The organism is Paenibacillus xinjiangensis (assembly GCF_059686975.1).
Map to the genome: position 1 here is coordinate 18,548 of NZ_JCAALS010000043.1, position 14,236 is coordinate 32,783.

Below are 14,236 nucleotides of genomic sequence, written 5' to 3' on the forward strand. Positions count from 1 at the left end.
TAATCCCCTCCTCTTCATTATTCCGAATTATGAACTTCGAAGTTGAGCTCCCGCTCTCTTGGTTATCCAATACAGCATGATCGCTCCAATTAACGCGCTTATGGTACAACCCAAATACATCGCCTGGGGCCCGCCCTCATTGAACAGATAGCCATTAAGTAAATTGCCTACAATGCCACCTAAACCGACAAATACCATATTGAACAAGCTTTGTCCGGTAGCTTGCATTTGTTTGCCTGAAGCGATCGCTACATATTCGACGGCTGCGACGTAGAATAAACCGAATGACAACCCATGCAGCGCCTGAATGCCAATCATAACCGACGGGATTGGGAACATCCATTGAATGGCCCAGCGAAGCGCATAAGCTACAGCGGCGGCTACTAACGTTTTTTCACGGCCAATCCTCTTCACTACCTTAGCAGCAAGCAGCATGGAGGGAACGTTCGTCATTGAAGCGAGCAGCAGCGCCACCCCTACCATCGAATAGCTTCCTCCTGCCTCCTGAAACGATAGAACAAAAAATGAATTGTACGCGGTTAGCGTCTGATTGACGAAAAAGCAGGCGATTAAAAAAATAACGAAGCTGCGGTTACTCATCAATTGACGGAACCCCTCTGATAACGAAACGGCAGACTTGTAACGCTCCGTCTGATTCGAGAGCGTTAATACGATGAGCGCACCTACTGCGCTAAATACAAAGAACGGTATCCAGAGCTGTGTAATTTCAAAATGGGATAAATAAAGACCGCCGGCATAGCCTCCAAGCGCCGTCCCCAAGCTGCCCAAGCTGCGAATCGTCCCATAGGAGGTACGAGCTTCGCGGGCCGCGGACACCGCATAGGAATCAGCGATTGGACTTTGCGTAACCTGGAATATAATCGAAACCGTATAGACGAGAACTAATACGGCAAAAATTTGGATGCTGTAGAAATAAGCCATCACAGATGGGATCGTTATACTAAGTACTAGTACCAGCTTCGTCTGGCGAAACCGGTCAACCATAAGTCCCCATACAGGTTGTACAATAATAGACAACAACGTACCGATAGACATCATTACACCGACATGACTGGCATTCATTCCTTGCTCAACAAACAATGTCGTTAAATACGGGTTAAACATTCCACCTGCTAATCCAGTAAATAAATACAGTATGCGTAGCTTGAACAGTATGGCTCTCTTCTCTCCTATAACTGGGGCCATTTCCATCGCTGTTGCCTTCTCCATGAGGTTAATCTTCCTTTACTGAAAATTGGCTTAAACAGCTTTTTTTCTCTATTTAGCCGCTAATTCATCTCTAATCTGATTGTAAGCACGCTGCTTCGCACGATTAACCGCCCCAAGCATAACCGCCTTCTCTCCAAGAAGCGATGCTGCTAAGTTCGGTTGTATTGGAAAACGGATGTCGGCCATCTTATGCAGCATCGGAATCAATACATCCGAATGGCAGCCGATCTCTCCTCCTAGCACGATCAGCTCAGGCGCAAGGATCACATTCATATTGTGTATTGCCGTCGCCAGCAGCTTGCAGTAGCTCTCTATAATGTCGACGGCAAGCGCATCCTGCCTGCGAACCGCCTCGAACAGCAGTGCCGGGGTCAGCTCACTGTCTGTATACAGTCGCAATATCGAACGCTGCTGGTTAGCAGCCAGATTATTATAGGCCAGTTCCATTAGTCCGCTTGTGGACAGGATGTCCTCTACCAGCCCTTCATGACCGAGCTGCATATTGCCGATTTCTCCTGCTGCTCCGCCCATTCCTCGCAGCAGTCGCCCTTCTACTACCAATCCGGCGCCAACACCCGCTCCAATCGATAAATAGATAAACAGATTGGCAGCAGAAGCAATCCCGTCACTTTGTTCAGCCATAGTCGCCAAGTTAACATCATTCTCGATCAATACTGTAGCTGGGAATATCTTCGTCAACGATTGAAGCGAGAAAGCCTGCTCGAATGACCTTAGGGACGATACGATTACAGAAGCATCCCCGGTATCGGGACTTACAACTGCCGGTGTGCCAACCGATACATATGGAACACGCTCCCAACCGATCCCATGAAGCTGCATGAGCCGCTCGATGCGTCCAACAAGCTGTCCAAGAAATGGCTCAGGCTGAGCATTCCCTATGCTTAATTCATCTTCTGCAATGAGCAAGCCATCTAAGCGGGCAAGCGCAATACGAGCCATGGTCGCTCCAAGATCGATGCCCCACACATAATACGACGAATGATTAAATTCAAGCATAGTTGCTTTGCGGCCTTGGGCGTTCTCTCCACGGCCGACTTCCCAGACTAGCTCTTTATCCATTAGCCGCTGAACGGAGGATGACACCGTCGGCTTACTCAAGCTTGTTAACCGACTCACCTCAGCCCTCGATACTTTACCGCCAAGAAATATAGCATCCATAATCAATTGTTCATTCAATTCGCGGATATATTGGGAATTCCCCTTCCGCAACGTCATTAGTTACCTGCCTCCCCAATTAATAAGTTAGGTTAATTAACTATATAAAGATATTATACGTAAGCTTTCCTGACATCGTCAATCGTTAAAATAGCTGAGTTAGGACTTCTCCGATGAGTTAGATAAGCTCTATTCACAAACACACAAATCCCCCATCATACTCCACTAAGGAGATCATGGGGGATTTGTGTGTTTGTCCGCTTTACAATCGATTAAGCCTTATCCGTAATCTTCACAGTTGCAGTTGCCGAATCCCAAGTGGCATCCATATCCAGTCCTTCAGATATGAATCTCGCTGGCACAAGCGTGCTGCCATTCACCACGAAAGCCGGAACATCCAGCGTTACAGCTGAACCATTGACATAAGCCGTCGTGCTGCCGATGGTAAGGATAACCGTGCGATCACTTTTGACCGCTGTAATTTTTTTCGTTGCTTCGTCCCATTCCACTTCAGCACCGAATGCTTCAAAGATGCTGCGTAGTGGAACGAGCACTCTACCCGATTGATTCACTGGCTCCTGATTATCGAAGCTCACTTTGGTTCCATTAAGAAGGACGGAGATAGCTCCGGTACTAGAGGAAGTAGTGGTCGTCGTCGGTAATGTCGTTACCTGAAGACCAAGCTGCTCTTGCAAGTTGGCATGCCTATTGAGTGCAAAGGTCATCAGCGATCCAGCCGCCATCGTTCCCATCCCTTGTCCACCAGCTTGTCCAGCCGCGCCATTGCCTGCAGTGGCTTCATCTGTCGCTGTACCTGCATTGTCTGGTCTTGTCGCAGCCGTACCATCCGGATTAGTCGGCGGTGTAGTCCCACCATCCGGAGGCGACATGCCTCCCATAGCACCGCCACTTTGCATGCCCCCAGCTGTGTCATCTACAGCTGAATAAGCAACATTGGATTCGAATTGCTCCAGCGTATAGAATTTAGTCGGATCTGCAGTCACGCTTGGCCGGATAAGATCAGCAAGTTCGGTAATCCGATCCTCGATTCCGCCAAGGTAATCGACCAGCTCATTGACATATTCCAAATATTTGGCTTTATACTCTGGCACCTCAAGCAAATTTCCGATCATGGGAACATCGTCTAAGCTAATGCCCATAACGGGAAGGTCCACCGAGGCAGTCGTCGCATTCGTATTCGTAGTTGTTGTCGTTGTTGTGGCTGTACCTGTCGCAGCTGTAGCCGCCGTATTTCTGCCACCTCCGCCACCACCGGAATAACCGTTAAACGACATATTGAAATCCCAAGGCAGCACGCTGTATTTGCCGTCAGCATCCCCATACAGCATGAAGTTATGGCCTTTATCACCATTGTAGCTGTCATAATTGCCTAGCACGGCGTTGCCTGCAATGTATTTCAGAGCAGTATCTACATCGAGAACCTCCTCAATGTCGCCCTTCTCACCATCTGGCATATCGTTCAGCACACTGATGAAATTTTTGAGCGAAGCTTTATCATCCTCTGTGTCAAGCTCATATGTCAGCGTATCATAAGCGCCTTCTTCCTCATATTGCAGATAGGTATTCTCCTCCGTAGAGTACGCCATCCTCGTAGCCTTCGCCATAATTTCGTTCCATGTAGCTGTCATCAATGGCCTCAACACCAACATAGAAGCCATATAGCTCGCCATTGATATACAGATTTGTAAATACCGTTAGCGGAGCATCCATCCCAATGGAGCGCAAAGCTTCATAATGCAAATACTCACGCAAAAATGAAGGATCTGCATAGCTGTTGTTCAGTACCATTTTATCCAGACCTAGCAAGGTTTGCTCTTTATCGTATTTGTCGAATTTCAATCGAAAACTGTAGCGGTCGGAATCGGTCATGCTGGCAACTGCCTTCAAGGTCAGATTGCCTTTAGTGGAAAAGCCCACGTTGCTAAGCACATTGCCGTCAACGTCTACCGTTACATTTTTGTAATCCTTATCCAAGGGGCTTGCAAGAATGCTTTCCCAATCTTCATCCGCAATTGTAACGTTCACATTAATGATGTGATCCCCTTCGAACAGAGACTCATACTGCTGCGTAATTCCTGTCTCTGCGGCATACACCGTCGCCTTACTGCCAATCGAGCCGAAGCCCGTTGCTACAATGGACAGTGATAAAGCCGTAATCGTAGCCTTCTTCCATACCTGCTTCAAATTCATGGTTTGGATTATCCTCCTTAAAACCAGATTTTTCATTCCACTGTCCATCCTATAGCAGAAAGGTTAAGAAAATCTTAGAGCAAATTGAAGGTTTGCTGAAAATGGATGGATTTCCCTTTCTATTAGCACTAGACTGGACACAACAAGAGGCTCTCTCACAAGTCATCGTTGATGACTGGGTCGGTCTCGTATTTATGAAAAATGGTTTATAAGGTGCTGGACAGACGGATGTTGTTACGATCGTTCCTTTGTCGTCTAACGTCAAATTTTCTTTCGTTAAGACACTTATTTCTCTAACTCTACACAGACTCTGGTATCAGAGATGATAAGGAAGAAATAGCAGTAGTAGGTGGGTTTTGTGTTACTGGGGACTAGATCGAGTGAAATGGAAAGAAATAAAGTTATTAGTTAAAGTATTTCTTCAACGCGAAACCAATCGATGTCCGTATAGCTGAGGGCTTGTTCGCCTTCCATACCGATCGCAAATAATCCAGCCTCACGATAGTCTTGTCCATCGAGGCTATATGTGAAAAATTGACACTCGGCATCACCTGTAACAGTAACCTGCATATAAATCGTGTCCGTTACCGCAGCTTCAGTCTCCAATAGCTTTTCTGCGACTCTGCTGCCGGCGGCCTCATCGCCCTGTCTAGCGATAGACGGACTCCATTCTCCTTCAGGCTAGTCGCCAAGTACGTCTCTCCTGTTGACAGCTTAGCCGCTCAATTAGTGAAGGTCTATAAAAGATTCTCAACAATTCTATTACAAAAAGAACAACTACTTCCAGGAGGAATAGTAGTTGCTCTCAAGTAACGTTCTATTTTCACAATTGTCAGCCCTAATTTAAATTTCAGTCACATTCCTTCGTGACATGATGGGGCTATAACATAGGTTCAACAATTAGCTTAACATTTATTGACTCCAGCCATTCCATCACACGCTCTCGATTACGCTGCTCTACGAATTGATAATATCGTTCTAATTCAAGGCTATCGAAAGACAACGTATCCTTGAATTTCCGAAATGTTTTTCTTTTAGTATCTAAGACAATGAATAGTTTGGTTCTTAATTTATCATTGATGACCGTTTCAGCAAAATCAATCATATCCCTATAACCTTCACTTGATGTTCGAGCAGGAAGCCGAAAATAAATTTCATTGAATCCCTCTTCAATCGCTTCACTCAGCTCCTCATCCTCTTTATCTCTATCATACGTAGCCAGCGATACAACATCGCCTGTCTCTATATTCAAAAAGCATTCAAATTCATCCATTTGCATATCATAAGTCTCAACAAGACCCTGAAGCTGCTGGTTAGTTAAGCTTACTTCCTTCATTGAACTCCCCCAACCTTCATTACTGATCCGATGGTATTATTGCGATGTTCAGCCTCATATTCTTCCCATGTTATTCCAAAGGGCATCCCGCCCTCCGTGTACCCAGCTATAAAATAAAAATGCTCATCTTGTTCGATAGGCTCGAATTCACTAGCTTCATTTGATTTTTTTCTTTTCTTGCTGCTTTTCATCTTACTCCACACCTAATCCCATATTAATTGAGCATGCAGCTCACACATATTATCATAAAAGCCCCAACCGATATCCTCTGAATTGGATACAACGGTATGAATACGATCCTCAAATTTCGCATACAGCTCAGCAGACTCATCATCCATTACGGCTTGAATGACATCATCATATGCAGCTTCTATACTGCTATAAAAACGAGCATCAATGTCGCCATAAACACGTGTGAATAAAACCCCGTTCTCAACTTAAATCAGCTTCAACTCAGTTGTATACTCAACGCTTGCGGTCAGCTTCCCAAATTCTGCAATCGCTTTTTTCGCTTCTTTAAGTCTTAACTTACCATGTCCACGATCGAGGAAGAACTCTTGTACTTGGGAACAATCTTGCTCTTGTCCTTTTTGAGCAGAGCATTCACTTCTTCACATACAAAATATTCAGGAGCATATCCATCGTCCAGCCAATCTGCAAAATGTTCAAGTTCCGGGTGATCAGGAGTATTCAGCACTTCCATTAAATGCTGGTAGCCCCATGCACTTCCGATATCCTCTGGTGGACAACTTCGAGACCCCTCTAGACACAATGGAATATGCCCCACTGCATTGGTGAAGTCCTCAATTCTCGTTAAATTTAACGTATGCTGCCAATAATCACCGAAATCATAAATATAGGTAAAAACCGAATTTTCCAGTGTCACATGCTTCAGAACGGTCTCTTTACGTGCATTCAGTACCTTAATATCTCCCATGTCCTCATCTAACGGATCAAGCAATCTGATCGTTTGATCTTTAATATGGAATTCATATTGATGATAATCGTCCCATCCCATGACAATCTGAATAATTTGATGCAATTGATGAAAAGTAACTTCCGGATGGAACTGAATTTGCCTCCAGATCTTGGGGGAGATATGCTCTAGTTCGATGTTGCATTATATATATATCATCTAGTCACCTCCTTTAGCACTATTTGTAATGACGATGTAATAGAATATGCCGTTTCTACTATAATATTAAAAAAATAACCAAAAAAAAAATCATTTCTATTTTCATCTCGGTAACTTAACTGCATAATAAAGAACTATTCCCGACAACAAAAAGATAAACAATAGTACGATACCTTTCCCCACGTCAATTCGCTTCATAGCTATATCCTCGCTCTCTACCAGTCCTTCTTTTCTAATTACGATTGTCTTCACCGCACAAAATCATACTCCACCATTCGAATTTGGAATTATTTATTGAATAATCCACCTGACAACAGCAAAGGTTATGGCTAAGGAATCGTATCGTATCCTATACTTCCACTCCAACTGAAACATAAGTCAGATCGTAGGTGAACAGGAAATGCATACAAGAAAAAAAGGAAATCGCAATAAAAACGAAAATTCTCCATCAGCTGCGAATGCCGCACAGCCTATTTCCGATAAGCTTGCTGACAACGAGGCTGCCTTAATGAAGATCTTCTCTAATTGCTCCGATTTTCATGTAAGGCCCATTACTTTTTTCCATTCAATTCCCGGATTAGTCATCTATCTGCGGGTTTTAGTAGACAACGTCCAATTGGATACAACTGTTCTGAGGCCACTAACACGAGATGAGCATATCGAGCTCGATTCGCCTTCCCAATTCATGCATCGTATGAATGAGTTCACGATTACAGCCGGTGAATCGGAAATCATCTCGGATTTAAACCAGGCTGCTAATTGCATCGCGAACGGGGCGGTTATTCTGCTGGCCGAATCCGCAACAGAGGCCATTTCCATAAAGCTGACTAATCAGCAATTAAACCGTTCGCTGGAAGAACCAAATACGGAGGTATTAATTCGTGGGCCGAAGATCGGATTTATCGAGAACCTGGATACGAATATCGCACTAATTCGCCAGAGAATTCGATTCCCGCAATTAAAAATGGAACAATTAACCGTGGGACATGTATCAAAAACCGCTGTTGTAATGGCATACATTGAGCATATGGCTCCAGCTAGCGTTGTTGATGAGATGAGAAGACGATTGTTAACTATCGATGTTGACGTTATTTTGGAGTCGGGCCAAATTGAAGAACTTATCCGAGATGCTCCCTATTCTCCTTTCCCCGTCATGGAGATGAGCGAGAGGCCAGACACTGTATCGGCTCTGCTGCTTGATGGGAAAGTCGCTGTGCTCGTTAACGGGACGCCTATGACGCTTATCGCTCCAGCTACTTTCTGGCAAGGGTTTCAAACGGCTGAAGATTATTATACGAGCTTTATTTTCGCTACTCCGCTGCGATGGTTACGTTATCTGTTTGCGTTACTGGCTCTAATCCTACCGTCGCTTTATATCGCTATCACTACGTTCCATCAGGAAATGATACCTACAAGTCTCGCCTTGAGTATTGCGGCAGCTAGGGAAGCAGCTCCTTTTCCCGCATTAGTGGAAACGTTGATGATGGAGGTGGCCTTCGAAGGGCTGCGTGAAGCCGGAATTCGACTGCCGCGACCAGTGGGCCAAACGATAAGTATCGTTGGTGCACTGGTCATAGGAGAGGCGGCTGTCCAAGCAGGCATCATATCCGCTCCTATCGTCATTATTGTATCCTTGACCGGTATCGCTTCGTTCCTGATCCCGAAAGTGAACATGAGCCAAGCTATCCGTTATTGCCGATTCCCGCTTATGTTACTAGCCGGATCATTTGGTCTATACGGTATTAGCGCCACGATGATTGCGATGCTTATTCATCTCATTAACCTGCAATCCTTCGGTGTACCATACATGACTCCTGTTGCTCCATTTCATGCATCAGGATTATGGGATGTTGTCATAAGAGCGCCGTGGTGGATCATGCATAAGCGACAAAAACGTTAAACAAAGGAGATGTTCTCTTCATGCTGCGCAGCAAAATTGTATACGCAGGACTAGTCTTAGTCGTCAGCAGCGGCTTGCTCACGGGATGCTGGAGTAGGGTGGAGATTAACGATCTGGCGATGGTTATGGGCAGCGGCCTCGATTTGTCGAAAGATGGCTTGTTGGAAGGTACTGTTCAGATCGCTTCACCTTCCGCTCTTACCCGTGAATCTGGCAGTGCCAATTCTTCTCCATTTCTAATTATTACTGAAAAGGGTAGGGACGGCGTGGACATATTCAATCGCATGCAAGAGCAATTGTCCAGAAAAATTTTTCTGGGTCATAGAGGAGTTCTCATCATTGGCGAGCAATATGCCAGGCATGGCATCGACCAGATGATTAGCCAGTTAGTCGGTGACCCGAACAGCCGATATAGCAGCTTTATTCTAACCGCTTATGGTACGACGGCCAAAGAAATTATAAGCACGCCATTTGTATTGGAGAGCATTCCAATGGTCGGATTAAAAAAAATTCAAAACAAAGGAAATACATTAGGAATCAAAATCGATGAGTTTATAGATTCACTGGCAACAGAAGGAAGCACCACCATTACGGGAGCGATTCGTATCGTAGAATCCGCTACTACCGGGAAATCCTTTCGAATCGATCATGCTGCGATTTACCAAGATAACAAACTGGTCGGATTTCTGAAGGAAGATGGAATGAAACTGTTGCTGTGGAAGAGAGGAAAGTTAGAGGGCTCGAGATTAACAGCCAAGGTTATGCCGAGAAACAGCATGTTTAAAGGCACAGTTGGTGTTAACGTATTGAAATCTGGCACCAAAATCCACACTATAATTATGAACGGCAAGCCACAAATTACCTTTACGCTCAAAGCCGAGGTCGCAGTCACAGCAAACGATACAAGGCTGGATATGAGTAAGGAGAATAACAAGAAATTGGTTGTTCAAGCATTCGAAGAACAGACAAAAAAGTCTGTAGAAAAGTTGCTTCGTCACGCGCAACAAAATTTCAAAGTGGATTTGTTCAACTTCGGAGAAAGCGTTCATATCGAGCATCCTTATTACTGGAAGGAAAATAAAGACAATTGGAAAGAAATCTACCCAGAAGTTCAGGTTGACGTCAAAGTTGACATTCAAATCGTGCAGACAGGAAGAACACAAGCGCCAGCTCACTTGAAAAAATAACCCGTAGACGAGGAGTGGTGTCAAACATGAAAATAAGCGGCCTGCAGGTTTTCTGGGTGATTACAATTATGGAATTGGGAATGACCTTGCTTATGACGATGACTTCCAGCATTCAAGCTGCAGGACAAGATGCATGGATGTCCATGATGGCTGCCGGATGCATAGCATTGCTGATTGCTTTGGTGGTAACAAGATTGGCACTGCTCTATCCCAATCAGACACTTGTTCAAGCCAGCCAGACGATAATGGGAAAAGTACTTGGCAAGGTAATCGTAATTGTATACATGGTTCAGTGGTATACCATTATTCCCATCGTTCTTCGTCAATTTTCAGATCTAATTCAGGCCTTGCTTTTGCAGCAAACTCCTAAAATTCCAATTATGACAATTATGATCCTACTGACGGTCTATGTCACTTACACGAAGGGGATTGAAGGAATCGGGCGCTGCAGTGAAGTGTTAGGACCTCTCATTATTTTGATGGTTGTCATGGTGCTCGCTGCAAACCTTAACCACATTAAATTTCAGCATATACTGCCCGTTTATGCGGACAGCGGGTTAACTAGCATCTTGCTAGGATCGCTTGCTCCAGCGTCTTATCTCGGACATTCAGTAGAATTCATCATGTTGACACCTTTTCTGATCAATCCGCGCAAGAGTGCGACCTATGCCATTTGGGGCGTCATCATACCAAGTGTTTTAGTCGTCTTCTCCATGATCATGGTCATCCTGACGGTTGGACCCAATCTTTCCAACAAAGCGTGGTACCCTTTCTTTGAAATGACCAAAGAAATATCACTCGGTTTTATCGAAAATCTGGATGCTCTCGCTATTGTGATCTGGATATCAAGCGTATTTATCAAACTGTCAACTTATATCTTCATCGCCAGTTATGGGACTGCCCAATTGCTGAAAGTTAAAAATTGGAAAACAATAGGTTGGTTCGTTGTGCCGGTTACGTTCGTATTTGCTTTTATACCCGATAATGTAGCCGAAGCAACCACCCATTATTTACTTAACTATTGGGTTCCGATCGTGCTACCAGTCAATATGCTCGGATTGCCATTGCTGCTGCTCTTCGTAGGTTCAATAAAAAAAAGCAAACAACAAAATGTCAGCTAAAATATTTCTCAGCAAGCTTATCTGCCGTCCGGGTCGCGAGCGCCTGTGTAGTTAATGTCGGATTGGGGCCTCCGATTCCGTTAAAGTGTACACTGTTATCGGCTATATATAGGCGCCCCACTTGTAGCGCTTCGCAATTTGTATCCACGACATAGCCCATTCTCATCGTGCTTTCCAGATGGAGCAAGAAGCCGGCAGGCAAATCCGAACGAATAATTTTTTTGGCGCCGGCTTGCTGCAGCGTTTCAGCCGCATATCTGGCTAATTGATCGCGCCTTTTCAGCGTTTTGGGACTGGGGGTATAATGAATGACTGGAATCGGCCCGTTCTCGTCTTTCAGGAAAGGATCGACCTCGACTCTGTTCTGGAAGCGAACCTCGTCATCTGTAAGTAGCAGCATAGTCATCGTTCTGGTATAGTTCAGCATCAACTCTTTGAGCTGCGGACCAACGACCCTCCCCCGAATATCCCATGGCTCACCAGGCTCCGGTGGATTCAATTCGTCATAGCCCGCTCCGCTGAACCCATAGGTCAGGAAGGACATTATTCCGGGACTCAGACAAGAAACCTGAAATATCCCGATATCCGGTATATCAACTCTGGCTCCCGATGTGTGGCCGACGTATGGATAGACAGATGGCACTCCCATAATGCTCATGAGATCCTTCTCATCGAATACTCCGCCGACCCAGTCGAAATAATGATTGGTTAATCCCCTCCCTACCCATTCGTTGTATGGAAGCCCAGAATTCAGCCAAAGTCGCGGAGATTCGATGCATCCAGCCGCAAGAACAACTGTTTTGGCCGTCAACTCCCCGATTTCCCCCGTCCAGGTATCCCGAAACTGTACACCGTTCGCGCGAATACCTCCACTCGGATCATGTTCCGTCAATATTTTGATAGTGAAGGAATTAGGGCGAATAGCTACATTTCCGGTCTTGAGCGCAAGCGGAATGTAACTGACCAGCGTGCCTCGTTTGGCGATTTTATCAACCGAAGGGCCTGCTGTACATCCATTGACACAATGCCCCTGTAAGGTGCACCCTTCCATATGGGAGAGCTGCTCCATGGAATACTTGGGATCCATCAGATGAGGGTTCGTTCTAAGAATAGCATTCGGATTAGGCCGGTATCCCGGCGTTGTAACATTCAGCGTCGGATTGAGCTTCCAGCCCGCTTTCTTGGCTCCATAATAAAAGAGCTCCTCCTTCGGTGTCGTCGGTGCGAACTGAACGGGCAATGTCGCTTCGACTTTCTCGTAGTAAGGGATCAGCTCACGGTAGCTGATCGGCCATACGTTGTCGATCGCTATGGGGAATGCACGCGGCGATTGCGCCCAATAATGCTGTGTCGTCCCCCCCACTCCGGAAACCTGCCAAATATCGCCTTTCTGCTGCATCACTCGGTGCCAGGGCGTCTGGCGGCGATCAGCAGGTCCGAATCGAAATGCGCCAGATACGACATCATTCATATTATTTTCGTATGCATTATATATTTTCTTGTATATATTCACATCTAGATCTTCATCACTGGAACTCCATTCCTCGCCGCGTTCACTGCTCGGATTCGGCCATTTCTTATTCCCGAAGAATGGTCCAGCCTCCAGAACCAATACTTTCAGGCCTTTCTCAGCAAGCTCCTTGGCCACAACAGCCCCGCCGCCCCCAGAACCAATGACGATAACATCAGCATCATACAATAGTGTATTCCCCTCCTTCTCGAACGATAGTCAGCAGATATCCCCGAAGGGCGCGGTAACCCAAGGATACGCCAGGATATCCAACCTGCTTCCAACTGATTGGAAAGTACTCCAATCTGCGACGTACAGGCGTCAAGAGCCGCGTCCTTCCATAGGCCGACCATTCGGAATAATTGCCGAACATGGTTGCCCTGTTCAAATAATCAATCATGTAGACAAGGAAGCCTCCATTATCTTTGTATGGAGGCGGCAAGCTGCCCAAATCAACGTCTAGGTTCTCAAGCATGGATAATGTCCGGATACGGTCGAAGGGAGATAAAGAAGCGAATGGCCCTCCCTGAGCCGCATAATTAGGTGAATATTGCACCATCCCTGAAGCTGCAAATTGTAAAGCCCCGGCATTCAGCATCATAGCGGTTGTAGCAGCTAACGGAATTACGGACAAGCTTATTCCTAGATGAAGGGAAAGTGAATGATCAAGCTCCCAAATCATATATTCATGAATATGCAGCGAGGCCGCGCCCGCAGCATATTCGGCTCCATAAGCAGCAAACGCAGGTGATTCCGGCACAATCGCTTCAACTAGTGCACGGAAAGTCGCAATGGTCCGCTGATCGGCGAGCGCTACGTACGTATTTGCAGGATGCATGCTATCCCAACCTCTCAACTCTACTCAACTCAATTCTTTTCTACATCATTGATTCCATACTGAAACGTATGCGTTGAAATAACTAAAAATGCGAATGCTCATCTCATGAAGCGTACCTCCGCAGCAGGCACAGACTTGCTCTTACTCAGGCAACGTATACGTGATGGTCTCTACAGGAATGAAACAATACAAGATGAAAGCCAGTATGAGCCGCAAAGGAAATTGTTACGACAGTGCATGTATTGAGTCGTTTCACAGCGTGCTGAAGAAAGAGTTTATTTACTGAACGAAATTTAAGACAAAGGTGCAGGCGCAACAAGAGATGTTTGAGTAGATTGAGCTGTTTTACAACCGTAAACGAATTCATGGTACTTTGGGGTATCTGACGCCGATTCAATTCGAATCAATGTATTACAAACGAGTAAGTTAGATATATGCTTGGGTGTCCACTTTCTTGACAGAGGTCCAGTTACTCCTGAGCGAGTCTGTAAAATAGTTTGTGTAAACTCCAAAACCTACTAAAATGAAAGTAGTAGAAAGGTTGGGGAGAGCACATGGGACTGTGGACCAAAGAGCAATTACGTTCGTTTAT

Annotated in this window: 14 protein-coding genes and 1 pseudogene; 4 read left to right on the forward strand and 11 right to left on the reverse strand. The window is 45.5% G+C overall.

Going from position 1 to position 14,236, the window contains the following annotated elements:
• Positions 1–27 precede the first annotated feature (27 nt).
• The 9 genes from AC6ESP_RS28210 to AC6ESP_RS28250 all read right to left on the reverse strand — a co-directional run bounded on the left by AC6ESP_RS28210 (position 28) and on the right by AC6ESP_RS28250 (position 7,067).
• Positions 28–1,230: an MFS transporter gene (locus tag AC6ESP_RS28210; RefSeq protein ID WP_497100092.1), complete on the reverse strand. Its 1,203-nt coding sequence runs from the start codon at positions 1,228–1,230 to the stop codon at positions 28–30.
• Positions 1,231–1,278: 48 nt separating this feature from the next.
• On the reverse strand, positions 1,279–2,466 hold the full coding sequence (locus tag AC6ESP_RS28215; protein WP_497100093.1) for an ROK family transcriptional regulator: 1,188 nt from the start codon (positions 2,464–2,466) through the stop codon (positions 1,279–1,281).
• 212 nt (positions 2,467–2,678) lie between these two features.
• Positions 2,679–4,055 (reverse strand): stalk domain-containing protein, encoded by a 1,377-nt coding sequence (locus tag AC6ESP_RS28220; protein ID WP_497100094.1) that lies wholly within the window; start codon positions 4,053–4,055, stop codon positions 2,679–2,681.
• Positions 3,973–4,617 carry a CotH kinase family protein gene (locus AC6ESP_RS28225; protein ID WP_497100095.1) on the reverse strand — a complete coding sequence of 215 codons (645 nt, stop codon included), beginning with the start codon at positions 4,615–4,617 and terminating at the stop codon, positions 3,973–3,975. The genes AC6ESP_RS28220 and AC6ESP_RS28225 overlap by 83 nt, the downstream gene beginning before the upstream one ends.
• A gap of 408 nt (positions 4,618–5,025) precedes the next feature.
• Positions 5,026–5,223: a hypothetical protein gene (locus tag AC6ESP_RS28230; protein ID WP_497100096.1), complete on the reverse strand. Its 198-nt coding sequence runs from the start codon at positions 5,221–5,223 to the stop codon at positions 5,026–5,028.
• A gap of 274 nt (positions 5,224–5,497) precedes the next feature.
• A complete protein-coding gene (locus AC6ESP_RS28235) occupies positions 5,498–5,953 on the reverse strand; it encodes a UPF0158 family protein (protein WP_497100097.1) in 456 nt (151 codons plus the stop codon).
• Positions 5,950–6,144, reverse strand: a complete 195-nt coding sequence (locus tag AC6ESP_RS28240) for a hypothetical protein (RefSeq protein ID WP_497100098.1) — start codon at positions 6,142–6,144, stop codon at positions 5,950–5,952. The genes AC6ESP_RS28235 and AC6ESP_RS28240 overlap by 4 nt, the downstream gene beginning before the upstream one ends.
• Positions 6,145–6,156: 12 nt before the next feature.
• The gene (locus tag AC6ESP_RS28245) at positions 6,157–6,291 is read right to left on the reverse strand and encodes a hypothetical protein (RefSeq protein ID WP_497100099.1); all 135 of its coding nucleotides are present in this window, start codon (positions 6,289–6,291) and stop codon (positions 6,157–6,159) included.
• A gap of 185 nt (positions 6,292–6,476) precedes the next feature.
• Positions 6,477–7,067 carry a plasmid pRiA4b ORF-3 family protein gene (locus tag AC6ESP_RS28250; protein WP_497100106.1) on the reverse strand — a complete coding sequence of 197 codons (591 nt, stop codon included), beginning with the start codon at positions 7,065–7,067 and terminating at the stop codon, positions 6,477–6,479.
• 421 nt (positions 7,068–7,488) lie between these two features.
• Here AC6ESP_RS28250 and AC6ESP_RS28255 point away from each other — a divergent pair, with 421 nt between their 5' ends.
• From AC6ESP_RS28255 to AC6ESP_RS28265, 3 genes are read left to right on the forward strand one after another with little or no spacing between them, the layout of a single operon-like run.
• Positions 7,489–8,988: a spore germination protein gene (locus AC6ESP_RS28255; RefSeq protein WP_497100100.1), complete on the forward strand. Its 1,500-nt coding sequence runs from the start codon at positions 7,489–7,491 to the stop codon at positions 8,986–8,988.
• Positions 8,989–9,008: 20 nt separating this feature from the next.
• The gene (locus AC6ESP_RS28260) at positions 9,009–10,175 is read left to right on the forward strand and encodes a Ger(x)C family spore germination protein (protein ID WP_497100101.1); all 1,167 of its coding nucleotides are present in this window, start codon (positions 9,009–9,011) and stop codon (positions 10,173–10,175) included.
• 26 nt (positions 10,176–10,201) lie between these two features.
• On the forward strand, positions 10,202–11,296 hold the full coding sequence (locus AC6ESP_RS28265) for a GerAB/ArcD/ProY family transporter (RefSeq protein ID WP_497100102.1): 1,095 nt from the start codon (positions 10,202–10,204) through the stop codon (positions 11,294–11,296).
• On the opposite strand, the gene AC6ESP_RS28270 is transcribed toward AC6ESP_RS28265, so the two are convergent.
• Positions 11,289–12,995: a GMC family oxidoreductase N-terminal domain-containing protein gene (locus tag AC6ESP_RS28270; RefSeq protein ID WP_497100103.1), complete on the reverse strand. Its 1,707-nt coding sequence runs from the start codon at positions 12,993–12,995 to the stop codon at positions 11,289–11,291. The two genes, AC6ESP_RS28265 and AC6ESP_RS28270, sit on opposite strands and share 8 nt — an antisense overlap.
• The gene (locus AC6ESP_RS28275; RefSeq protein WP_497100105.1) at positions 12,988–13,644 is read right to left on the reverse strand and encodes a hypothetical protein; all 657 of its coding nucleotides are present in this window, start codon (positions 13,642–13,644) and stop codon (positions 12,988–12,990) included. The genes AC6ESP_RS28270 and AC6ESP_RS28275 overlap by 8 nt, the downstream gene beginning before the upstream one ends.
• Positions 13,645–13,843: 199 nt before the next feature.
• Between AC6ESP_RS28275 and AC6ESP_RS28280 the strand changes: the two are divergent.
• Positions 13,844–14,074: pseudogene (locus AC6ESP_RS28280) on the forward strand (IS3 family transposase); the annotation flags it as partial.
• Positions 14,075–14,236 lie beyond the last annotated feature (162 nt).

What these genes read in the sequence shown, in the direction of transcription:
- AC6ESP_RS28210 (WP_497100092.1), bottom strand. Translation starts at nt 1,230, where the DNA reads ATGGAGAAGGCAACAGCGATGGAAATGGCCCCAGTTATAGGAGAGAAG.
- AC6ESP_RS28215 (WP_497100093.1), bottom strand. Translation starts at nt 2,466, where the DNA reads ATGACGTTGCGGAAGGGGAATTCCCAATATATCCGCGAATTGAATGAA.
- AC6ESP_RS28220 (WP_497100094.1), bottom strand. Translation starts at nt 4,055, where the DNA reads ATGACAGCTACATGGAACGAAATTATGGCGAAGGCTACGAGGATGGCG.
- AC6ESP_RS28225 (WP_497100095.1), bottom strand. Translation starts at nt 4,617, where the DNA reads ATGAATTTGAAGCAGGTATGGAAGAAGGCTACGATTACGGCTTTATCA.
- AC6ESP_RS28235 (WP_497100097.1), bottom strand. Translation starts at nt 5,953, where the DNA reads ATGAAGGAAGTAAGCTTAACTAACCAGCAGCTTCAGGGTCTTGTTGAG.
- AC6ESP_RS28240 (WP_497100098.1), bottom strand. Translation starts at nt 6,144, where the DNA reads ATGAAAAGCAGCAAGAAAAGAAAAAAATCAAATGAAGCTAGTGAATTC.
- AC6ESP_RS28245 (WP_497100099.1), bottom strand. Translation starts at nt 6,291, where the DNA reads ATGGATGATGAGTCTGCTGAGCTGTATGCGAAATTTGAGGATCGTATT.
- AC6ESP_RS28255 (WP_497100100.1), top strand. Translation starts at nt 7,489, where the DNA reads ATGCATACAAGAAAAAAAGGAAATCGCAATAAAAACGAAAATTCTCCA.
- AC6ESP_RS28260 (WP_497100101.1), top strand. Translation starts at nt 9,009, where the DNA reads ATGCTGCGCAGCAAAATTGTATACGCAGGACTAGTCTTAGTCGTCAGC.
- AC6ESP_RS28265 (WP_497100102.1), top strand. Translation starts at nt 10,202, where the DNA reads ATGAAAATAAGCGGCCTGCAGGTTTTCTGGGTGATTACAATTATGGAA.
- AC6ESP_RS28275 (WP_497100105.1), bottom strand. Translation starts at nt 13,644, where the DNA reads ATGCATCCTGCAAATACGTACGTAGCGCTCGCCGATCAGCGGACCATT.